The 21,376-nt window shown below is 60.8% G+C and carries 16 protein-coding genes and 1 riboswitch; of the genes, 6 read left to right on the top strand and 10 right to left on the bottom strand.

Features of this window, described 5'->3' with window-relative positions:
* Positions 1–20 precede the first annotated feature (20 nt).
* The 6 genes from ACQRAX_RS01135 (at position 21) to ACQRAX_RS01110 (ending at position 6,265) form a co-directional block, all read left to right on the top strand.
* Complete coding sequence (locus ACQRAX_RS01135; protein WP_412037586.1) at positions 21–584, top strand: hypothetical protein; 564 nt, start codon at positions 21–23, stop codon at positions 582–584.
* 139 nt (positions 585–723) lie between these two features.
* A complete protein-coding gene (locus tag ACQRAX_RS01130; RefSeq protein ID WP_412037587.1) occupies positions 724–1,449 on the top strand; it encodes an IclR family transcriptional regulator in 726 nt (241 codons plus the stop codon).
* Positions 1,450–1,469: 20 nt separating this feature from the next.
* Positions 1,470–2,408 (top strand): formimidoylglutamase, encoded by a 939-nt coding sequence (gene hutG / locus ACQRAX_RS01125; protein ID WP_412037588.1) that lies wholly within the window; start codon positions 1,470–1,472, stop codon positions 2,406–2,408.
* Between the two features lie 46 nt (positions 2,409–2,454).
* Positions 2,455–3,663, top strand: a complete 1,209-nt coding sequence (gene gltS, locus ACQRAX_RS01120; RefSeq protein ID WP_412037589.1) for a sodium/glutamate symporter — start codon at positions 2,455–2,457, stop codon at positions 3,661–3,663.
* A 241-nt stretch (positions 3,664–3,904) separates the two neighbouring features.
* Entirely contained in the window at positions 3,905–5,002 is a 1,098-nt protein-coding gene (locus ACQRAX_RS01115) for a carboxynorspermidine decarboxylase (protein ID WP_412037824.1), read from the top strand.
* A 27-nt stretch (positions 5,003–5,029) separates the two neighbouring features.
* Positions 5,030–6,265 (top strand): saccharopine dehydrogenase family protein, encoded by a 1,236-nt coding sequence (locus tag ACQRAX_RS01110; RefSeq protein WP_412037590.1) that lies wholly within the window; start codon positions 5,030–5,032, stop codon positions 6,263–6,265.
* 119 nt (positions 6,266–6,384) lie between these two features.
* Here ACQRAX_RS01110 and ACQRAX_RS01105 read toward each other — a convergent pair whose 3' ends face one another.
* The 10 genes from ACQRAX_RS01105 to ACQRAX_RS01060 form a co-directional block, all read right to left on the bottom strand.
* The gene (locus ACQRAX_RS01105) at positions 6,385–6,816 is read right to left on the bottom strand and encodes an MAPEG family protein (protein ID WP_412037591.1); all 432 of its coding nucleotides are present in this window, start codon (positions 6,814–6,816) and stop codon (positions 6,385–6,387) included.
* Positions 6,817–6,884: 68 nt separating this feature from the next.
* Entirely contained in the window at positions 6,885–8,561 is a 1,677-nt protein-coding gene (locus ACQRAX_RS01100) for an MFS transporter (RefSeq protein WP_412037592.1), read from the bottom strand.
* Positions 8,562–8,724: 163 nt separating this feature from the next.
* Entirely contained in the window at positions 8,725–10,866 is a 2,142-nt protein-coding gene (locus ACQRAX_RS01095) for a TonB-dependent receptor (protein ID WP_412037593.1), read from the bottom strand.
* 106 nt (positions 10,867–10,972) lie between these two features.
* Positions 10,973–11,179, bottom strand: a riboswitch (cobalamin riboswitch).
* A gap of 40 nt (positions 11,180–11,219) precedes the next feature.
* Positions 11,220–11,777 (bottom strand): GNAT family N-acetyltransferase, encoded by a 558-nt coding sequence (locus tag ACQRAX_RS01090; RefSeq protein WP_412037594.1) that lies wholly within the window; start codon positions 11,775–11,777, stop codon positions 11,220–11,222.
* A gap of 83 nt (positions 11,778–11,860) precedes the next feature.
* Positions 11,861–12,205 carry a carboxymuconolactone decarboxylase family protein gene (locus ACQRAX_RS01085; protein WP_412037595.1) on the bottom strand — a complete coding sequence of 115 codons (345 nt, stop codon included), beginning with the start codon at positions 12,203–12,205 and terminating at the stop codon, positions 11,861–11,863.
* Between the two features lie 81 nt (positions 12,206–12,286).
* The gene (gene tssA / locus ACQRAX_RS01080) at positions 12,287–13,384 is read right to left on the bottom strand and encodes a type VI secretion system protein TssA (RefSeq protein ID WP_412037596.1); all 1,098 of its coding nucleotides are present in this window, start codon (positions 13,382–13,384) and stop codon (positions 12,287–12,289) included.
* Positions 13,385–13,478: 94 nt separating this feature from the next.
* Positions 13,479–13,997 carry an Hcp family type VI secretion system effector gene (locus ACQRAX_RS01075; RefSeq protein WP_045183963.1) on the bottom strand — a complete coding sequence of 173 codons (519 nt, stop codon included), beginning with the start codon at positions 13,995–13,997 and terminating at the stop codon, positions 13,479–13,481.
* A 159-nt stretch (positions 13,998–14,156) separates the two neighbouring features.
* Complete coding sequence (gene tssM / locus ACQRAX_RS01070; protein ID WP_412037597.1) at positions 14,157–16,652, bottom strand: type VI secretion system membrane subunit TssM; 2,496 nt, start codon at positions 16,650–16,652, stop codon at positions 14,157–14,159.
* Entirely contained in the window at positions 16,649–17,557 is a 909-nt protein-coding gene (gene tagF / locus ACQRAX_RS01065) for a type VI secretion system-associated protein TagF (RefSeq protein ID WP_412037598.1), read from the bottom strand. Before tagF ends, tssM begins: the two co-directional genes overlap by 4 nt.
* The gene (locus tag ACQRAX_RS01060; protein WP_412037599.1) at positions 17,554–21,372 is read right to left on the bottom strand and encodes a type VI secretion protein IcmF/TssM N-terminal domain-containing protein; all 3,819 of its coding nucleotides are present in this window, start codon (positions 21,370–21,372) and stop codon (positions 17,554–17,556) included. The genes tagF and ACQRAX_RS01060 overlap by 4 nt, the downstream gene beginning before the upstream one ends.
* Positions 21,373–21,376 lie beyond the last annotated feature (4 nt).

Here is a 21,376-nt window from a genome sequence, read left to right as displayed (position 1 = left end):
TCCCTCAGCAGAGTCGTGACATGCCCTCATCTCATCTTGACCCGCTGCGTCGGGTGATCGAACAGCTTGCGGTGGCACCAGCGCCTGAGCCGTGGCAATTCAAGACACGATTGACCATCGCCGGCCTGCTGGAAGTCGGTTTCGAGCGCGACGGCGAACTTCTGTTGGTTGCCTCCAGCTCGGGCCGCAGTGTGATCGATTGCCAAACAGGGGAAAAAGTCGCCCGCGACCGCACCGATAACCTGGGCAGTGACCGTCATCTGGAAACCCGTGGTATTGGCCCGCTGCATGACCGGGTGATTCGCATGGCCGGGATCAATGGCGGCGGCCTGGCGCTGGCCACTGCCGATGGCTGGATGATCGAGGATATCATCCTGGCCTGGCCCGAACAGCACCTGCTGTTGGTTGAGCCGGGCTCGTGGCTGCATGGCGCACGCTATAACCGGCCAGCACTGTTCCATAAGCTTGGGGTAGAGCTGGAGGTGAGGGCGTTCGGCTTTTCCTATACCGGTTTGAGCCTGGTGATTGCGACCACAGGAGAAGTGGTGGTGTACGGACGCTGCGCGAAAACCGTTGTTGCCTGACCTCGGAAGCCGTTCAAGACGGCTTTAACCCGCCGATTACCCACCCTCCGTCGCTTTTAATGGCGATATTTCCCACGTAGTGGGAATCCTGTTTCACCCTTTGGGAAAACCCTGTGCACCATGTTCGCAAGGAGTCCCCATGAACTACACCACGCCCACAGACCGCTTGCTGCAAATTCTCGTCGCCCTCGGCCAAGCCAATGAAGCCGTTTCGGCCAAAGAGCTGAGCCTGCAACTGGAACAGCCCTTGAGCAGCACCTATCGGCATTTGAAAACCCTGCTGCGCTGGGGCCTGGCTGAAGACAATGGCCATGGCCGCTATCTACCGGGGCCGGCGTGCCTGCAGTTGGCAAATAAGTTCGACCGCGAAGCGCTGCTGGTGTCGCAGGCGCTGCCGGAGCTCAAGCGCCTGGCTGAACTGAGCCGTGAAAGCGTGGCACTGATGGTGCCGAGCAATGGCCAGGCGATTTGCATCGAGCTGATCGACAGCCCGCAGCCTCTGCGCTGCTGCTACCAGAAGGGCCTGGCCCAGCCGCTGCTGGTCGGTGCCTCGGCGCGAGTGCTGCTGGCGCATATGGCGCCAGAGCGCAGTGAAGCGATCCTTCACGAGCAAGGCGTCGACGCCGAAGGTATCGCGGTCTATCAGCACAGTTTCATACCCATTCGCGCCCAGGGCTACGCCGTTAGCCTGGGCGAAATTGACGACGGCATCTGGGGCGTCAGCGCCCCGGTGCTCGACAGTCGCAACCGCCTGCATGGCGCAATCAGTCTGATGGCCCCGGCCTTTCGCGCGCAACAGAACAGCGAACGCCTGACCCGTTGGACCCGTGAGGTTGCCTTGCGTGTGGGTGCGCGGCTGGACTGAATTTACCTGGAGTACTGCGCATGACTGCACATCTCGCCATGCCCCTGTGGCAAGGCCGTATCGACGCTGGCGAAGGATCGTCGGCACTGCGCTGGCACCAATGGGTGCAGCCCTACAGCAATGAGCAAACACCTGGCACCGCGCTAGTGGGGTTGGCCTGTGATGAAGGCGTCAACCGTAATCAGGGCCGCACCGGCGCCCGTCAAGGGCCGCCAGCGCTGCGCAAGGCGTTGGCCAACCTGGCCTGGCGCGGCCAGGGTGCGCTCTATGACAGCGGCGACATCGAATGCCTCGGCAACGACCTCGAAGGCGCGCAACAGGCCTACGCCAAGCGGGTCAGCCAATTGCTCGACCAGGGTCACTTGCCCTTGGGCCTGGGCGGCGGCCACGAAATCGCGTACGCCAGCTTCCTGGGCCTGGCCGAGCACCTGCGCCAGCGCGAGCAATGCCCGCGTATCGGCATCCTCAACTTCGATGCCCATTTCGACCTGCGTCACGCCGCGCAAAGTAGCTCAGGCACGCCGTTTCGGCAGATCGCCGAGTACTGCGCAGAAGCCGGCATGGCCTTTGACTATTGCTGCCTGGGCGTGAGTGAGCTGAACAACACCCAAGCGTTGTTCGACCAGGCCCAGCGCTTGAACGTGCGCTATCGCCTTGATCGGCAGATGCAGCCCTGGAATGTCGCGGCCATCGAGGACTTCGTCGAGGTGTTCTTGAATGACATCGATCACCTCTACATGACCGTGTGCCTGGATGTGCTGCCCGCCAGTCAGGCCCCCGGCGTGAGTGCGCCCTCGGCCCATGGCGTCGACCTGATGGTGGTCGAACACCTGGTCCGCCTGGCCAAGGCCAGCGGCAAGCTGCGCATGGCCGATATCGCTGAACTCAACCCGGGGCTCGACCAGGACCAACGCACCGCGCGAATCGGCGCCCGGCTGCTGGCCAGCCTGGTCGACTAGAGCCTTCTCCCTATTAATCCAAGTATAAAAACAAGAGTGCTAACCCATGTTGACCCTGCAACTCGATGCACTGACCACCGTCGCCCTGGCGCTTCTGCTATTGGCGATGGGCGCGCAATTGAAAAAGCACAGTTACTGGCTGCGCCAGCTCTGTGTCCCGGCCCCGGTGATTGGCGGCTTCGGCTTTGCCCTGGTGGTATGGCTGCTGCGTAACCAGCAATGGCTGGACATCAAACTCGACACTGCCATGCAAACGCCATTGATGGTGGCGTTCTTTACCACCGTCGGCCTGGGCGGCAGCCTGGGCTTGCTGCGTCAGGGTGGCAAGATTCTCTTTGTCTATTTGGGCGCCTGCTGGGGCCTGGCCTTGCTGCAGAATCTGGTCGGTGTCGGCATGGCCAAAGCGTTGGGCATTGACCCGTTACTGGGGATCATGGCCGGTGCCGTCTCACTCGAAGGCGGCTTTGGTGCGGCAGCAGCCTTCGGGCCGATTGCCGAAAGCCTGGGCACTACAGGGGCGACCACCGCAGCGCTGGCGTCGGCAACGTTTGGTATGGTCGCTGGCGGCTTGCTCGGCAGCCCGGTGGCGCGCTACTTGATTGATCGGAAAAAACTGGCAGTGGAAGCTGATCAGGCTGTTACCCTGCAGGCTTTGGGAAAAGCCAACGAAGCCCCCAGCGTACCGCTGGACGCCACGGTATTGTTGCGCTTGCTGACCTGCATGTTGGTCATCATGGTGCTCGGCTTCTGGCTGGGTAGTGCCTTGAACGATCATCTGGGCATCGTCCTGCCGGTATACGTCGGCGCCATGTTCGTCGCGATCATCCTGCGCAACTTCAATGATCGCGCGCGTATCATCGAAATCCCGGATAACGCCGTCAGCACACTGGGCGATATCAGCCTGGGCATGTTCCTGACCATGGCGATGATGAGCCTCAAGTTCTGGGAGCTGGAGCAACTGGGCCTGCCGCTGCTGGTGATTCTGGTGGTGCAGGTGGTGATCATGGTGCTGCTGAGTATCTTCGTTCTGTTTCGCCTGTTCGGCGGCAACTACGATGCCGCAGTGCTTTGTGCTGGCTACATGGGCCATGGCCTGGGCGCCACGCCCAATGCGGTGGCGAACATGGGCGCTATTTGTGATCACTACAAAGTGTTCTCCTACAAGGCCTTCATCATTGTCCCGCTGTGTGGTGCGGTACTGATCGATATCGTCGCATTGCCGTTGATTACCTGGTTTATCAACGCATTTAGCTGACCTGTCGGGTTGCTTGCTTGTCTTACTGTAGGCGCCGGCCTTGCCGGCGATGAACTCGGCGCAGTACCAGCAATTGCGCGGTTTCTGCATCGCTGACAAGGCCAAGCCCCACACATATGTGGGGTTTTACTGGCAAACTGACCATTGACTGAGGGAAAAGCGCTTTTCGCTCTTTCGACTTGGGGCAAGGGAAGGCACAATGCGTGTCCTTTTTTTGGCCGGCCTTGCCGGGGGCCTCGAAATGATCAAAACGCCGTACTACCTCATCGACAAAACCAAGCTGCTGCGCAACATGGAGAAGATCGCCTACGTGCGTGAAAACTCCGGCGCCAAGGCCCTGCTGGCCCTCAAATGCTTCGCTACCTGGTCAGTGTTCGACCTGATGCAGCAGTACATGGACGGCACCACCTCGTCGTCGCTCTACGAACTCAAGCTGGGTCGTCAGAAGTTCGAAGGTGAGGCTCATGCCTACAGCGTGGCCTGGGCCGACGACGAAATCGAGGAAATGCTCGATAACTGCGACAAGATCATCTTCAACTCCATCGGCCAGCTGCAACGCTTCGCCGAGGCCTCTGAAGGCAAGGTCCGTGGTCTGCGCGTCAACCCGCAAGTGAGCAGCTCCGACTACCTGCTGGCTGACCCGGCACGCCCGTTCAGCCGCCTGGGCGAGTGGGACCCGGTGAAAGTCGAAGCCGTCATCGAGCAAATCTCCGGCTTCATGTTCCACAACAACTGCGAGAACGGCGACTTCGACCTGTTCGACCAGATGCTGTGCACCATCGAAGACCGCTTCGGTCACCTGTTGCACAAGGTCGAGTGGGTGAGCCTGGGCGGCGGTATCCACTTCACCGGTGAAGACTATGCCCTGGATGCGTTCTGCGCACGCCTGAAGGCGTTTTCCGAGAAGTATGGCGTGCAGGTCTACCTGGAGCCGGGCGAAGCGGCGATCACCCAGAGCGCCTCGCTGGAAGTCAGCGTGCTCGACACCCTCTACAACGGCAAGCACCTGGCCGTGGTCGACAGCTCCATCGAAGCACACATGCTCGACCTGCTGATCTACCGCCTCAACGCCAAGCTGGCGCCAAGCAGCGGCGACCACACCTACATGGTGTGCGGCAAATCCTGCCTGGCTGGCGACATTTTCGGCGAATACCCATTTGATCGTCCGCTGGCCATCGGCGATCGGCTGTCGTTTGTTGACGCAGCGGGTTACACCATGGTCAAGAAAAACTGGTTCAACGGCCTGAAAATGCCGTCCATCGTAGTGAAACAACTCGACGGTAGTGTTGAGGTGGTTCGCGAATTTGGTTTCGAAGACTACTTGTCCAGCCTGTCGTAAGCTGGCAGTAAAGGAGAGAAAGAGAAATTGAAGAAGAACGTTCTTATCATTGGTGCAGGAGGTGTCGCCAAGGTGGTGGCCCACAAGTGCGCGCAGCATAACGACGAACTTGGTCGTATTGCTATCGCGTCGCGCAACATCTCCAAATGCCAGGCCATCATCGACAGCGTCAAGGCCAAGGGCAGCCTCAAGCAGCCCGCTGAAATCAAGGCTTTTGCGCTGAACGCTCTGGACGTCGAAGCGACCAAGGCGCTGATCCGCGAAACCGAATCGCAAATCGTCATCAACGTCGGTTCCGCGTTCCTCAACATGTCGGTGCTGCGTGCCTGCATCGATACCGGCGTGGCCTATCTGGACACCGCCATTCACGAAGAACCGGGCAAAATCTGCGAAACCCCGCCTTGGTACGGCAACTACGAGTGGAAACACCTCGAGGAATGCCAGCAGAAGAACATTACCGCCATTCTCGGCGTAGGCTTCGACCCCGGTGTGGTCAACGCTTATGCGGCGCTGGCGCAACAACAGTATTTCGACCGCATTGATTCGATCGACATTCTCGACGTCAATGCCGGCTCACATGGCAAATACTTTGCCACCAACTTCGACCCGGAAATCAACTTCCGTGAGTTCACCGGACAGGTGTGGAGCTGGCAGAACAGCCAGTGGACCAGCAACACCATGTTCGAAGTCAAGCGTACTGACGACCTGCCAGTAGTAGGTTCGCAGAACCTGTACTTGACCGGCCACGATGAAGTGCACTCGTTGTCGAAGAACCTCGACGTGCCGAACGTGCGTTTCTGGATGAGTTTCGGTGAGCACTACATCAACGTCTTCACCGTGCTCAAGAACCTTGGCCTGCTCTCTGAGCAGCCGGTCAAGACCGCTGAAGGCCTGGAAGTGGTGCCGCTCAAAGTGGTCAAGGCCGTGCTGCCTGACCCATCGTCGCTGGCACCGGGCTACACCGGCAAAACCTGCATTGGCGACCTGGTCAAGGGCACCAAGGATGGCCAGCCACGTGAGATCTTCATCTACAACGTGGCTGATCATGAAGAGGCTTACGCCGAAACCGACAGTCAGGGCATTTCCTACACCGCAGGCGTGCCGCCTGTGGCTGCAGCCCTGCTGGTCGCCCGTGGCGAGTGGGACGTGCAGCGCATGGCCAACGTCGAGGAGCTGCCTGCTGAGCCGTTCCTCAAGGCGCTGGACGAGATGGGCCTGCCGACCCGCATCAAGGATGAGAACGGCGACCGTCCCTGGAACTGATTGAACTAACGTTCTCAGGCTGTCACAGAGCGGGATTGGCGCATCGGCGCCAATCCCGCTTTTTGTTTTATTGGCCGGTGACACGCTGTCTGCGTCGCCCCGGGCAGCATTGAGCTTTCCTACAAATGGCGCACGGCGCCCATCGCCACGATGCTGGCCAGGCCCAACAGACAGATGATTCCAACGGCATAGGCTATCGTGCGCCACGGCTGCCAGCGCGCCAGATAGGCCAGCGTATGCACCAAGCGTGCGACGGTGAACACGACCATCAAGCCGGCGGTGAACTGCCCCGGCGGGTAATAGACCAGACACAGCGCGCCGAGGAAAAAAAACACCGGAATGTTCTCAAGGTCATTGGCCCAGGCTTGAGCTGCGCGGCTGACCTGCGGCAACTCCTGCGGGCTTGCCGGGCGACCGACAAACGCGGCGTCCTCGGCATTTTTGAAGGTCTGGCGGCTGATGCGATAGAAGCCCTGATAACAGGAAATTGCCAGCATCTTCAAAAAGAGTACGACTACACACAAAGCAAAAACGGCCGTTAATTCAGACATGTTCATTCCGTTGAAAGCGGGGGGGCGTGATCATCGCCCAACCCGCTGCGCTACGTACAGCCTCAGCTTCAGGTGTGACTGATGTCGCGATCCTTGGTTTCTGGCATGAACAGGATGCCCAGGATCGCCGTCATCACCGCGATCACAATCGGGTACCACAGCCCGTAGTAGATATCGCCGGTTGCCGCAACCATGGCAAAGGCCACCGTCGGCAGGAAGCCGCCGAACCAGCCGTTGCCGATGTGGTAGGGCAAGGACATCGAGGTGTAGCGAATGCGCGCCGGGAACAGCTCCACCAGCCAGGCGGCAATTGGCCCATAGACCATGGTCACGTAGATCACCAATAGGGTCAGCAGGAGCAACACCATCGGGTAGTTGGTCTTGTTCGGATCAGCCTTTTCGGGGTAACCGGCGTCTTTCAGCGCGGCGCTAAGGGTGGCGACGAAGGCATCATTCTGGAGCTTGAAGTCGGCGGCTGGCATGCCGGTGCCTTCAAAGCTCTGCAGTACCTTGTCACCGATGCGGATCTGCGCCACCGCGCCCGGCTCGGCCTTCTCGTTCTGGTACGGAATGGCCCGCTTGGCCAGCACACTCTTGGCCAGGTCACAGGAACTGGTGAATTTGGCCTTGCCTACCGGGTCGAACTGGAACGAGCACTGGCTGGGGTCGGCGACTACCGTGACCGGGTTTTTCTCCTGGGCGATGAACACGTCGGGGTTCCCGTACTGCGTCAAGGCGTGGAAGATCGGGAAGTAGGTCAGCGCCGCGATGATGCAGCCAGCCATGATGATGCCCTTGCGGCCGATGCGATCGGACAGGCTGCCGAACAGGATGAAGAACGGCGTACCGATCAGCAACGAACCGGCAATCAGCAGGTTGGCGGTTTGCGGGTCGATCTTCAGCGTTTGCAACAGGAAGAACAGCGCATAGAACTGGCCGGTGTACCAGACCACGGCCTGGCCGGCAGTGCCGCCCAGCAGCGCCATGATCACCACCTTGAGGTTGTCCCAACGGGCGAAGGACTCGGTCAGCGGCGCCTTGGATGCCTTGCCTTCGGCTTTCATTTTCTGGAACACCGGCGACTCGCTCAGCTGCAGGCGGATGTACACCGAGACGATCAGCAGCAGGATCGACAGCAGAAACGGAATCCGCCAGCCCCAGGCCTCGAAGGCTTCGGTGCCAAGGATCGTGCGGCAAGCGAGAATCACCAGCAGCGACAGAAACAGGCCCAGGGTCGCGGTGGTCTGAATCCACGAAGTGAAGTAGCCGCGTTTGCCTTTTGGCGCATGCTCGGCCACATAGGTCGCCGCGCCGCCGTATTCGCCACCCAGGGCCAGGCCTTGCAGCAGGCGCAAGGTGATCAGGATGATCGGCGCCGCCACGCCAATGCTGGCGTAACTGGGTAGAAAACCGACCACGGCGGTGGAGACACCCATGATCACAATGGTGATCAGGAAGGTGTACTTGCGCCCGATCATATCGCCCAGGCGCCCGAATACGATGGCGCCGAACGGTCGTACGGCAAAGCCTGCGGCAAAGGCGAGGAGGGCGAATATGAAGGAGGTGGTCTCGTTGACCCCGGCGAAAAAATGCTTGGCGATGATTGCCGCCAGTGAGCCGTAGAGGTAGAAATCGTACCACTCGAAAACGGTACCCAAGGACGAAGCGAAGATGACCTTGCGCTCCTCCTTGGTAATCCCGCGTTTGGGCGCAGTGCCGGTAGAGGTGTTATCGATTGCCGCCATGAGTGTTCTCCGTCTTGTTCTTATAGGCCGGAGTAGCCACTGTCGTTACCGCACCCTGGCCCTGGGGGTGACGGTTGCGCGTTGGTGCAAGGCTTCTTGAAGCATAATCATGTTTTCCCGGTTATCCAGCTGTTCGCTGGCTCCTACAGACATCAGTAACAGCTTAGAAGCTGTAGTCCAGCGTGGCGAAGTACGAGCGCGGCTCGCCCATCAACCACTGCTCGCCACTGTGGGCGGTGGCGGCGTAGCGTCGCTCCAGCAGGTTGTTCAACTGCAAGCCCAGACGCACATCCGGCAGCACTTGCCAGCCCAGGTTGGCGTCGACCACGGTAAAGCCTGGCACCGTCTGGGTGTTGGCGGTATTGGCGTAACGCTTATCGACATAACGCAGGCCCATGCCAGCATCAACGCCGTAGCCAAACCCTTTATTCACCCACAGGTTGGCGGTGCGTCGCGGTACGTTGCTGGGGCGATTGCTGGCACGCGAGACGGACTGGCCGCCGACCGTCTGGTCGAAATCGTCGTATTTGGCACGCACCACTGCCGCGTTGGCCGAGAGGTGCCACTGGTTGGCCAAGCCCAGCTCAAGGGTGGCTTCCAGGCCATCGGAGGTCTGCTGTCCGGCCTGCTGTTTCTGGTGAGTGATCGGGTCGTCGACCAGCAGTTTCTTTTTGACGATGTGATAGGCCGCCAGGGACCATTCGCCACGCCCCTCCCAGAACAGCTGCTTGAGGCCGAATTCGGTCTGCTTGGCTTCAGTCAGGTCGAAGTTCTGCTGGCTGGGGCTGAGGGTGACCAGGTCGCTGACGCCATCTTCACTGGTGGAGTACTGGCCATACAGCGACAGTTCGTCGGTCACGGCAAACACCAGGCCAGCCCGCCAGTTGCCACCGTTGAGGCTGCGGTCGCTACGGCTGTTGTTGATCAGGTTGTCGCGGTCGATGTGGTTCTGGTCACGACGAATACCGGTTACCAACGACCAGCGATCAGACAGCTGAGTGCGGTTTTCAGCGAACAACGCAAAGGTGCGGGTGGTGCTTTGCGACTGTGGCCGGGTCGGGTCCTGGCTGTGAAAGTCACCGGATGCCGGGTGCCAAGGATCGATGTAGTCACCACCGATGTCGTTGTACGGCGAGTTGCTGTTGATGGCGAAACGAATGCGGTTGTATTCGGCACCGACCACGGTCTTGCTGGCCAGGCCGAACAGGCTGTGATCGAAGGTAAAGCTCTGGCGGTCGCCGATCTGTTCCTGGTCGTGCTTGATCTCCAGGTAGCTGCCACGTTGAAGCTGCCCCAGGCTGCTGTCCCAGGTGTAGTCCTCAGCGTTACGCCAGTGGCGGCGGCTCTTGATGTAGTAGAGCTGATTGCTGGCGCTGATTGAATCGCTGATTGTCCAGTCGCTGTTCAGGCGGGTCCACTCGTCGTGGTAGCGCTGCACATCATTTTCAACGTTGTAGTTCTTCTTGCGCAGGCTGTCGCGGTAGTGGCCGTCGATCAGCGGTGTACCGAAGTAGTTCATCGGCTCGGCGTCGCCGCGCTCATGGGCCAGGGTGAAGCTCAAGGCGTCGCTGGCATCGAAGCGCAGGGCGGCGCTCATGGCCAGGTTTATCGAATCGCCGCGATCAACCCAACCATTACTTGCCTGCTGGTTGAGGGTTAGCCGGTAACTCAGACGCTCACTCAACGAGCCGCCGCTGTCCAGGCCCAGTTGCTGACGGTCGTAGGAGCCATAGCCCAGGCGCAGGTGGTTTTCGATTTCACCGGCAAACGGCTTTTTCGGGATCACGTTGATCACCGCGCCGGTCGCGCCTTCCCCATAAAGCACCGAGGCCGGACCACGAATGATATCGATGCGCTCGACCATCCACGGATCGACCGGGAAGGTCTGGGTACCGGCGCCAGTGTACATCCGCGAACCGTCGAAAAGGGTCATCACCGAACCATGGCCTTCAAAACCACGGGCCGAGAGGGCGGTGTTGCCATTGCCTGGAGTCGCCACCGAGGTGATGCCCGGCGAGCGGGTGACGGCATCTTGTACGCTACGGTTGTTGCGCCCGTCGATGACTTCGGCGCTAAGGCTGCTGGTGCTGGCCGGGGTGTCCATGGCACTGAGGTTCAGGCGTGAGCCGGCCGGCAGTGGGGTGGCCAGGCTGATCGGCTGATTGTCGCTGTTGCTGGTAATCGCCGTTGATGGCAGGGCCAGGGCTTTGCTGTCGGTTTCAGCGGCGAAGGATGGCACAGAGAATGCCAGGCAGGGCGCCAAGGCATTGGCCGCCAGGGTGTGAAGCTTGGAGTAACGGGACATGTCGTTCCACAGTTTGCTGGAAGAATGAATCCCGGAGGGAACAACGCATGGGGGAATTGCGCGCGCAGGCGCCCGCAAACCGGCCTGCGCCCGCCCACCGCGGGGTTGCCAAACGAAGCTTCAGGCCGGTCTCCGGGCTTGCGAGGGTCATGAAGGCCTTCACCTTCCCATGCCGTAGCACAGTGGTGTTTCGAAGGCTTCGCTCGCTTACCGTTGCGGGGGCAGCGCCGGACTAGTCACCTTGAGTGACGCACCGGCTTCCCGTTTCACCCTGCGCACGGCGGCGCAGGACACCTGAAACTGGCGCGCATCTGACCATTGAAAGTATTTGCAGTCAATGCGTTACATTGAGATCAACGCCCGCGCTTACGCGATACCAGCGCCTCAATGTTCTTGCGCCCGATCAGCATCGGTTGCTGGGGTTGCTCCAGCCACTTGTACATCACCAGGCAATCGACCAGCCCCAGCTGCGCGTGCCGGTAGGCTCGCGGCAACCGGCCGACGACCTCGAAGCCCAGTTTCTGCCACAACGCCACCGCCGCCTCGTTGCTCGACACCACCGAGTTGAACTGCATGGCCAGAAAGCTTTGCTCACGGGCCAGCCGTTGCGAGTGTTCACACATCAGGCGGGCCACGCCACGCCCACGTGCCGCTTCACTGACCATGTAGCCGCAGTTGCTGACATGATTGCCTGGGCCGGCGGCATTGGCCTTGAGGTAGTAGGAACCCAGCAGTTGCCCATCTTCCTCTGCCACCAAGGTGTGCAATGGCGACTCCAGCCACAGTTGACGTGCCTGCTCCTGGCTCATGGCCGGGTCAAAGGCATAGGTTTGGCGGGCAGCGACTATGGCCTGGAAGGTCGGCCAGAAGTGATCGAAGTCGGCGGCGGTCATGGGGCGGATGTGGATCATGGCGGTTCCTAGCAAGGTGAACCGCGAGTCTGAAAGCGTTAGTGCCGGCATGCAACTGTTTGTGCATACCGGCACTCGCCCGGTCAGCTGCCGGCCTTGCCCACGGCATCCATGGCTCTTGCCGAATACACCAGGGCCGCCCCGGCATTCATGGCCACCGCCACACCGAGGGCTTCGGCGATTTCCTCACGGCTGGCACCGTGCTTGACCGCCTGCGCCGAGTGCACGGCAATGCAGCCATCGCAGCGGGTGGTGACCGCCACGGCCAGCGAGATCAGTTCGCGGGTCTTGGCGTCCAGGTGGTTGGTTTTGGCCCCGGCACCGCTGGCGGTCATGTAGCCACTGACCGTGTCGGGGGACAGCTGCTTGAGGTCACCGATACCGGCCATCAACTGCTTACGGTAGGCGTCCCAATCCATCATGCTCATCGTCTTCACCTTGTGCTGTTGGCAACATCAACAGTGAAGCTAGTTTTTCCGATAATGGGGCACCGTTGGTCGATGGCTGGATCACGCGCGCGGTTCGCGGGTACCGAGCACATCGCGAATGTTGTCGACCACGTTGCTGTCCTTGATCACATCGCTCAGCCAGCCTTCGAGCGGCATGTTGCCCCACTTGATGGCGCGTTCGATCAAGTACGGTACCGGGCTTTGCGGCTCGCTCTGTTTGAAGAACTGGGCAATGCCGGCGAGCATGGTAAAGGCTTCGTCGCGGGTCAGCGGTGTGGTGCGCATCGGCGCTGCGGGCGCGTCCTGGACAAGGTTGTTCATCGAGACACCTGGCGCGGGGGAAGGGGAGGACTCGGCGGCCACTTCCGGCACTGCCGGCGCGGGTGGGCTGAGATCGATACCACGGTCTTTCAACAGCTTCTCCGCCAACTGGCTGGCCCGCGACAAGATGTCGACGAGGGTAGCGAAGCTTGGCGCCTCTGCGCCGAACAAACGGTCAATGGTCGCTTGCAACTGGTGACAGGCGCTGAGGCTGTCGGCGATCTGCAGGGCCTTCTGACGCAGGTGATCGGAGTCGCTGAGTACCACCGAGCGCTGGAAGATCTCGGCGTTGATCTTGCCTTCATCCAGCGCCACCTGCATGGCCTTGGGGTTCTGCAGAGCGAGGTTTTCCACGTGGCGGGATTCGTCATAGCGAAGCACGCCAAAATGCTGCCCTTGGGTAATGGGCAAACCACCGACGATGTCGGTGAGTGAAGTCTTGAGCCAGGACAGGCGTGCAGCACGTTCGTCCAGGCCGTCTTCAAGGGACGGGTAGAGGTTGTCCCAGAAGGATTGCACGATCTGTTCGGCCAGGTTCAGACCGAAGGTGATGCCTTCAAAGTGGTAGCGCTGCGCCAGCCCTTCGTTGAGCCAGGCGACCAACATCAGGTCTTTGCTCTGTTGGGCCAGGCCTTGGGCTGAGAGGCTGATGGTCAGCTCCCAATCGGCGGATTTCAGGTCAGTTTGCCAGTCGCCCAGGGTCAGGTAGTCGGGGTCTGCCCGGCGAGCTTCCTTGATCTGATCGAACAAGGTGGAAAAGCTCAAGTCTTCGCCGCTCCCACCGTCGATGGGTGCTGTCAGTTCGGCCAGCGAAAGGTCGTTGAGAAATTCAGCCATAAAGCACTCTGATCAGGGTAAAGGAGCACCGCGCCCAGCAGTTGGCCGCAGTGCTGAACACGGGCCGCATGTGCGGCCCGCTATCGCTACAGACTTAAGCGAATACTTTATTGGCGGTACGGTCCCAGCCGCCGGTGACGTTGCCGCCACCCTGGCCGTCGGCACGGCTCTGTTGGGTGTAGGTGGTTTTGATGCGGGCGAAGTTGAAGCTGATTTCTTCGATCGGCAGGTCGCTGACGGCCTTGTCTTCGCCGCCCTGGTTACCACCGGCAACGGCTTTGACCGACGACACCACGACTTCTTCCAGGTTGATGGTCAGGTAGGTGACCTTGTCACCGCCAGCGCGGTTGACGTTCAGCTGGATCTTGGCGATGTGGGTGCCTTTGCAGCAGGCTTCGAACAGTTTGGCCGAAGCCTTGTCCACCGCCTTGCGGATGCTGAAGTCACTCAGGGCAACACGTTCGGACGACGCACCGCCCGAGGAGCTGGCGGTAGCCGAAGTGGCCTGGGTAGCGCCGTACTCGTAGCCCAGCACTTCGATCCAGTCCTTGTGCTTGTCATCCAGCACTTCACCCGGGATGCCGTCGATTTGGATATATGCGTCAAATGCCATTTTTAAACTCTCCTTTCCTACATTTAAAGGGCCGCGCTGCACAGCTGCGTCGCTCTCGTCCCTTCGTTTAACCTCGTTGATCGTTCAACAGAGGTAGCTTGCCGCCGCCCGGGTCTCCTCCTGTGAGGCCCGGGTAGCCGGTTCTTTACGGGCGCGGCCTCAGTTGAGCCCGCGCACTTCGATTTCGACCCGCCGATTGGGCTCCAGGCACTGGATCAGTTGCGCCCGTGGCAGGTGCATGTCGCATTTGACCAGGGGCTTGCGGCTGCCTTCGCCAAGGGCGTCAACCAGCTCGGCAGGCACGCCCTTGCCGACCAGGTAGGTGCGGATGGTTTGTGCCCGTTGCCGGGATACCTGCAGGTTGCCTTGTGGGTCGCCGAGTTGGTCGGCGTGCCCGGAAATGACGATTTTGCCGATGTTGGGCGTGTTCAACAGCTTGCTGGCGATGGCGCTCAACTGGCTCTGGCCTTCGCTCTTGAGGCTTTGGAAATCGGCGCGGGCAAAGGCGAACAAGGTGTCCGATTCCAGGGTGATGGTCTCGATCGAGCGCAGTGATTGGGTCAGCAGGCTATTGATGTAATTGCGCGAGCTGGAGATCAAAAAGGCGTTGTCGAGGATCCGCGGTACGTCTGGTTCGCGAATCTGATCGCTGTAGAAGTCGATCTGACGGCTGGCGAACAGATAGTCCTGGTTGGCACCGTCCTGATTACCGCCAGCGGCCATGGTTTTGCCGGTCTGGCGGGCAATTGCCGGGTACCAGTAATCCGGAATTTTTGCTTTCAGGAACGCCGGGTCGGCCTTTTCGCGTTGTGCCGGAGAGAGCATGACGTAGGTGTCCAGGGTCGCCTTGCCGAAATCTGCAACCGACTGCGCGCGGTTGTCGTGAGGCAGTGCTTCTGGCTCGACACTGTCGACGCCGGTCACCGGCATTAGATCGCGGCTATTGCGCTGGTAGACCTTGATGGTGGTCAGCAGGTACAGCGAACGGGTCAGGTTGTCGGCCGTTGGCTTGAGCATCACGCTTTGCAGCCAACTGAAGTAGCGGCTGCGCACCAGCGGTTCGACGTCATGGCCCTGGTACAACCCCAGGCGCAGGCGCAGTGGTACGCCCTGATCATGGTGCTGCTGGTAGTAGTGCGAGGACCAGAAACGCAGGCGGTCGAGGCTGTTCCAAGCGGTGTATTGGCCAGTGGTAGTGTGGTCCTGCGCCGCCGCTTCGCTGAGTTCGCTGGAGATCTGCGCCAGGGTGCTGCTGTTGTTGTAGTACGACCAGCCCCACAGGCTGCACAGCAGTACTGCCGCCAGGCTGGCGCCGCCGATCCAGGTGGCTTTGCGCCGACGTTGACGATGGTTGCTGGTGTACAGCGCTACCAGGTGCTGGTCAGGGATGATCACCTTGCGAAACAGGCTGTTGATGAACAACGGGCCCGGTTGGGGTTTACCACTGGCTGCTGGCTGGTCATGTTCCAGGACGAAGCGCTCGGTCACCCATTGGCTATGACCGCCCAGTTGCGCCTGGTCGGCGTCCAGCGCGCTGGTGAAATAGAAGCCACGCAGCAGTTCAGCGTGCTGGTAGGGGTTGGTGCGCAGCAGGCTGTCGACAAACTGCTGCAGGCGCGGCTTGAGTGCCGCCAGCTCCAGAGGAAAGCGATAGGCCGCATTGTTATGCCGAGTGATCTGGATGTCCTGCTGCACCAACTGCTGACGGGCGATCTGTTGCCAGTAGTCGACCAACTCGTCCATGGCGCGACCGAAGCGTTGGCCCCAGTCGGCCTGCTCATAGCCTTTGTGCGAGAACGTCTTGCCCATCACTTCACCGCGAGCGCTGTCATCGAGCTGGCGGTAGAAGGGGGCGAAACCGGGAATCAGGTCGCACTTGGTGAACACCAGGTAGATCGGCAGGCGTACTTCGAGCAGGGCACAACTTTCCTGAATACGTTCACGCAGGCGCTTGGCCAGGCGCTCCTGATCCTCCGGTGAGGCCTTGAGGATGTCGTCGATGCTGACGCTGACAATCAGGCCATTGAGCGGCCGACGCTGACGGTGTTGACGCAACAGTTGCAGGAAGGCGCGCCACTTGCCGGCTTCTTCCGGGTTGTTCATGTAACGCCCGGCGGTGTCCAGCAGCACCGCTTCGGAGCTGAAGAACCAATCACAGTTGCGCGTCCCGCCCAAACCGGCCACCCGCGCGCCTTCGCGCTCGGCGTACGGGAAGTTGAGCCCCGACTGGTAGATCATCGTGCTCTTGCCAGCGGCCGGTTGCCCGATCACCAGGTACCAGGGTAGGGCGTACAGCGCGTCTTTGGCCGGAAGGCCACGGGGTTTGTTGCTGTGCAGGCGTTCCAGGCTTTGCAGCAGGCGTTCGCGCAGCAGGCTGACCTCTTCACGGTCGGCCGGGTTGGCGTTGAGCACCGCCCGGTCGGCGTCGTCACGCAACAACCCTTCAAGGTTGTGATGCTGCGACACGCCGCGGTACATCAGCAGGACATAGCCCGAAGACAGCAACAGGAACAGACCGATACCCGCCAGCAGGCTGTGCAACGAACCGAACCCCAGGCTGCGGCCGATGGCCCAGACGACAAAGATCGTCAGGAAAAAGCACAGCCCGAGTAGGTAAGGTTGATAGCGCAAGCAGTAGTATTTGATCTTGTTCATACAAACGTGGCATCCAGCGCGTCGACAAAACGGTCGATAACGTGATCAAGAGGGCGGTCGATATCCGCGAACGGTGTGGCAGGCTGTGTCTCAGGGCTCAGCAGTTCCAACAGCTGTGCGGCTTCGGCGGTTGCGGTCAGCACGCGGTAAGCACCGGTGCTGTGCCGGGAGGGGAAGCAGTACAGTTTCGGGCGCATGAAATCGTCGGCCAGCACGCTGATGGGCGGCACATGGGCGCTGTTGATGCGCGTCAGCCAGGTCACCCAGAGGTCGGCAGTCGGGTTTTTCAAGCCGCGTTCGGCGGGCAATGGCATGCTAATGGCCGCCTCGCAATCGTCGTGCAGGCGCGGCGCCAGGGCCTGCAGCCGGGTCAGCGCTGAGGCACTGTCGAATGCCGGGCAGGTAGCGCTCAACGCGCTGGCGATGTCGCGGAAACTGAAGTCTTGCAGGAACTTGGCATGGACCCGGCGGAACAGGTCAAAGTCTTGCCCTTGCAGGGCGCGCAGCGCCTTGATGCGTTCGAACAATGTCGCACTACAGGTGCCTTGCACGGCCATGTGCAACAGCGGTTTGATTTGCGCGCAGAACAGCTCACTGAGGGTGAAAGGATTGACCAGCGGTTCGCCTTCCTGGGCTTTGATCAGCTGGAAAATGAAAAACGGATAGCGTCGGTTACTGGCGTCCCGCGAGCTGATCAGCCCACCCAGCAACCAGTTGCCGTTACGCGCACGGTAGCTGAAGAAACTCACCGGCAGGCGCTCGAACAGCGTTGGCCAGTCGTCGCGATGACGCATGGCCGCCAGCGCGCCTTGCAACCAGGCGTCGAATTCGCAGACTTCCTCCGCCGCGCCATGCAGGCTGACGAAGTCCGCGCTCGCCGGGAGCTTGCCGAAGCACCCGATCACTGGGCAGTCCTGCCTGTGCCGTTGAGCGCACTCAGTGCTTTGACGTCGCCAAGATCGGTCAGTTTGACCCCGCCGAAGTTACGCACCACCAGGCTTACCGGGCCGTTGGCGGTATTCCAGCTAAAGCGTTGTTGGATACCATCGAGGTCAGCGACGCGAGCGCTTTCGTTCATGCGCAACAGGCCCCACCGACCTGGGAAGTCGAACACAGTGATGCGCGCACCGGTCAGGGTCACCACATCCAGGCGTGCGCCCGGCGTGGCGGTGGTCACCGGCCAGGAGAAGCGGCTCCAACTGCTGCGGCCGTTGCGGTAGTGCTGCTGCTGACCGTCGAGGGTGAAGACGATGTCGGTGAACTGTGCCGAAGGCTCGAGCATGATCTCGAAGCCGTTGTCGCGGTCCGACAGGCTGGCAATCACCTGGCCCACCGAACTGGCCTTGTCGATGCTGTTGATCATGTTCGGGTTGACCAGCGCTGGTGCTTTGGCGCCGCTGCTCATGCCCAGCCCTTCGCCACCCGACAGATTGCCGATTTCGTTGCGCTTGAAGGTTGGCAGCAGCCCCGACTCGGGGTCGACGAAGCGCTGCAGGTCTTTGATCGACGCTTCGTTGCGGCTGCCGGTGGAGATCGGATAGCGGTGGGCCATGACCTGTTCCCAGGGCTTGGCGATCTGCTGCGCCCAGGCTTTGGCGATCTGCGCGCCGGCCGGGTCACGCAGGGTTTCCCAGGCGAACTGGATCGGCAGGCTGAACAGCCCCTGCAGCGAACGCGACAAGCCACCCTGACTGGTGTCGACGCTGGTCTCGACGTAGTTGCGCACGTTGGTTACTTCGCTTGGCTGGCCTTCGAGGGTCTCGCTGATCAGTTGCTTGCTGCTCTTGCCGACGTCCTGCGAACGCTGGATGTTGTTCATCCGTACCTTGAGCTTGCGCAAGGCGGCCAGGTAGCGATCCATGATGGTGCTGTCGGCGCCTTCGGCATTGTGCTCGGCGAACACCCGCGCCACCGGCTCAAAGCGCTTGGCCAGGCTGCCGTCGTCCACCGCAGGCAATGCCGCGGTGAGGGTTTCGGGCAAGGGGTTGTTGTCATCGAACAAACCGGTGAACTTGCTCCACGAACCGCCCTTGCTTTCGCTACCCGCTTGCGCGGTTTGCCGAGGGGCTGGGAGGTCCCACTGGGTATTATCGTTGACCGCGCTGAGCAGGACTTTTACCGGCGAGTTCTGTACATCACTGAGCAATGACAATTGCTGGGTGGCATTGGCCAGGTCAGTGAAATGGCGCACGCCAACGCTGCCGACCAGGGTGTACCAGGCCTGGGTATAGTCACGCTTGTAGCGCGCCATGAAATCACGAATGAAGTTGGCCTTCTGCACGATGCTGTCACCGCCTTCGCCATCGAGCACCCAGTCCGATTCGTTACGCAGGTTGCCGGCCACCAGCTTGATCAGCTCAGGTTTGACGAACGACTCCCAGCCCTGGCGGGTGAAGATCGCCGGTACGGCTTCGGAGGCATACAGCAATGAACGGCCAGGCATCGGCACCAGGTCGTTGAGGGTCAAGGCCGGGAACTGGCGGCTCGACTCCAGTTGCAGGCGCAGGTATTCGCGGTCTACCAGCGAGCTGGAAATCATGAACGACTTCAGGCTTTGGCGAGTTTCGCTGATCAGTTGCTCGTTGCGCGGTAAGGACGGCGCCTGGCCTTGCTTGAGCAAGTGCACGTAGACCGCTGCGTTCTGCTCGATGACGTCGCTGCTGACTAATGCGCTGGCGTTGGTCGATGCCGTCCAGGCCTGAGGAAGCGCCGAGGCCACGAACACCGGCTCAGGATGGGTGTGTGGTTCGGTCAGCATCAGGTACAGCTTCAGGGTGTTGTAAGCGTCGATGATCGATGCCACTTGCTGCTCATCCAGACGTCCGAGCATTTCTTCGGACAGCGACAAGCCGCCAGTGGTCGCGGACAGTTCCGCAGCATCGCTGGCGGTTGCCTTGTTCAAGGGGGCGATGTAGGCAGCCGCGCGAGTCTTGCTCAATGCCTGCTGGGCCTTGGCACTCACCGGGGTTTTGAGTTTGCTGGCGCCGGCTTTTTTGCTCGTCGCCGTCGGTGCAAAATCCAACGGTTGGTTCATGCTCTGGGCAAAGCTGTTGAAGGCGCGCATCTGCACCTGCAAGCGCAGGGTGATCGGCTCCAGCGCCTGGCTGCGCAGTTGCTGCAAGTAGGCGTTCTGGGTCACAGCGTAGACCGACTCACCGCGATACAAGCCAGCACTCAGCTGCAGCGGTATGCCTTTGAGGCGATGGTTTTCGATCGCCGCCATCTGTTGGCGCAGGATCTCCAGGCCTTGGCCGGCCGCTAGCAACTGCTCGCGGTCGGGCGACTGCTGCAGTTCGGCCAGTTGTTGCTGCAAGCCGGCCAGCCACTGACGGTTGCTGACGAACGACAGACTTTGCCAGCCGATAAAAGCGATGCCCGCCACGGCAGCCAGGCCGATCAGCACCGGGCTGAACCCTTGCTTGCGGCCCAGGCGCGACTGATACAAGGTCAAGTCGCGGTCGGGGAAAACCACCCGGCGGAAGGTGTCGGTAATGAAGTAGCTGCGGTTGCCGGCAGGCTTGTCGCCAGCCTCGGCTTGAACAGGCTCATCAGCGGCCGCTTGCAGCGCAAAGGCCTCGGCGATGTCGTCTTCATAAACCTGGCTCAACTGCCGCTCGGTCTGCAACGCACTGGTGAAATACAGGCCGCGCAACAACACCGGGGTGCCGCCTTGGCGGCCATTGGCAAAGTGCTCGAGGAATTGCTCAAGCACCCCGGAGAGCTCGGCAAAGTACTGCGGGAAGTGCAGCAAGGTGCTGTCGGCATCCGGGCCAAGGGCAATCATCTGGGCGTCGACATGCTGGCGGATGCGGCTGTTGAGGTTGTTCAGCCGGGTGCAAAGCACGTTGTGCAAACCGCCATCGCGGATTTCCGAGAGGCCGAAGGTCATGCCCAGCGGCTGCTGGCGTTCGTGCAGGTCCAGGCCATCGAACGCCTGGCCGAACCCCGGCAACTGGTCGGTCTTGCTCAGCATCAAATAGATCGGTGGGTTGGCATCCAGGCACTCGGCGTAGTCTTCGACGCGCGCGACCAATTGGCTCGCCAGCTTGTCACGCTCAGCGGCGCTGGCTGTTAGCAGGTCAGGCAGGCTCACCACCAGCACCAGGCCGTTGATTGCGGCCTTGCCGCGTTGTTTTCTGAGGGTGCGTAGGAACGCCGAGAACTCACTGGCTGACTGATCATCGTGCAGGTAACGGCCGGCGGTATCGATCATCACCGCCTCAGCACTGAAGTACCAGTCGCAGTGCTGGGTGCCGCTGGCGCCGTCGCTGCCGGTGGCAATGCTGGCGGAGAGGCCGGAATGGGTCAGCAGCGAAGTCTTGCCTGCGGCCGACATGCCGACCACCAGGTACCAGGGCAGGTCCGACAGCGCTGCGGAGCCACCGCCGCCAGCCGAGCGGTCGGTGCGCAACATGGCGATGGCATGCTTGAGGCGCTCGCGCAAAACCTGCTGGTCGCGAAAGCCGCCGGTGGCACTCCAGGAGCGATCGGCCTCTTTGTGTAGCAGGTTTTCCAGGGTGTGCTCGGCGCGGATACGCTGGTATTGGCGCAGCACAATGATCAGCAGGAAGCAGGCGCTGACGATGGCCATCGATTCCAACACATGTTCAGCCAGCCACGGCAGCTGAGGTGCCAGTAGCCAGCAGGCCAACAGGCTCGCCAGCCACAGCAGCGGCACGATAAACCAGAAACTCTTCAACAAACGCAGTAATGTTTTCATGTCT

It is taken from the genome of Pseudomonas sp. UM16 (assembly GCF_050312595.1).
In the GTDB taxonomy this organism is placed as follows: Bacteria; Pseudomonadota; Gammaproteobacteria; order Pseudomonadales; family Pseudomonadaceae; genus Aquipseudomonas.
The sequence above is the reverse complement of the archived record's forward strand: the minus strand, read 5'-3'. Positions and strand labels throughout refer to the sequence as shown.

What these genes read in the sequence shown, in the direction of transcription:
- ACQRAX_RS01135 (WP_412037586.1), top strand. Translation starts at nt 21, where the DNA reads ATGCCCTCATCTCATCTTGACCCGCTGCGTCGGGTGATCGAACAGCTT.
- ACQRAX_RS01130 (WP_412037587.1), top strand. Translation starts at nt 724, where the DNA reads ATGAACTACACCACGCCCACAGACCGCTTGCTGCAAATTCTCGTCGCC.
- hutG (WP_412037588.1), top strand. Translation starts at nt 1,470, where the DNA reads ATGACTGCACATCTCGCCATGCCCCTGTGGCAAGGCCGTATCGACGCT.
- gltS (WP_412037589.1), top strand. Translation starts at nt 2,455, where the DNA reads ATGTTGACCCTGCAACTCGATGCACTGACCACCGTCGCCCTGGCGCTT.
- ACQRAX_RS01115 (WP_412037824.1), top strand. Translation starts at nt 3,905, where the DNA reads ATGATCAAAACGCCGTACTACCTCATCGACAAAACCAAGCTGCTGCGC.
- ACQRAX_RS01105 (WP_412037591.1), bottom strand. Translation starts at nt 6,816, where the DNA reads ATGTCTGAATTAACGGCCGTTTTTGCTTTGTGTGTAGTCGTACTCTTT.
- ACQRAX_RS01100 (WP_412037592.1), bottom strand. Translation starts at nt 8,561, where the DNA reads ATGGCGGCAATCGATAACACCTCTACCGGCACTGCGCCCAAACGCGGG.
- ACQRAX_RS01095 (WP_412037593.1), bottom strand. Translation starts at nt 10,866, where the DNA reads ATGTCCCGTTACTCCAAGCTTCACACCCTGGCGGCCAATGCCTTGGCG.
- ACQRAX_RS01090 (WP_412037594.1), bottom strand. Translation starts at nt 11,777, where the DNA reads ATGATCCACATCCGCCCCATGACCGCCGCCGACTTCGATCACTTCTGG.
- ACQRAX_RS01085 (WP_412037595.1), bottom strand. Translation starts at nt 12,205, where the DNA reads ATGAGCATGATGGATTGGGACGCCTACCGTAAGCAGTTGATGGCCGGT.
- tssA (WP_412037596.1), bottom strand. Translation starts at nt 13,384, where the DNA reads ATGGCTGAATTTCTCAACGACCTTTCGCTGGCCGAACTGACAGCACCC.
- ACQRAX_RS01075 (WP_045183963.1), bottom strand. Translation starts at nt 13,997, where the DNA reads ATGGCATTTGACGCATATATCCAAATCGACGGCATCCCGGGTGAAGTG.
- tssM (WP_412037597.1), bottom strand. Translation starts at nt 16,652, where the DNA reads ATGAACAAGATCAAATACTACTGCTTGCGCTATCAACCTTACCTACTC.
- ACQRAX_RS01060 (WP_412037599.1), bottom strand. Translation starts at nt 21,372, where the DNA reads ATGAAAACATTACTGCGTTTGTTGAAGAGTTTCTGGTTTATCGTGCCG.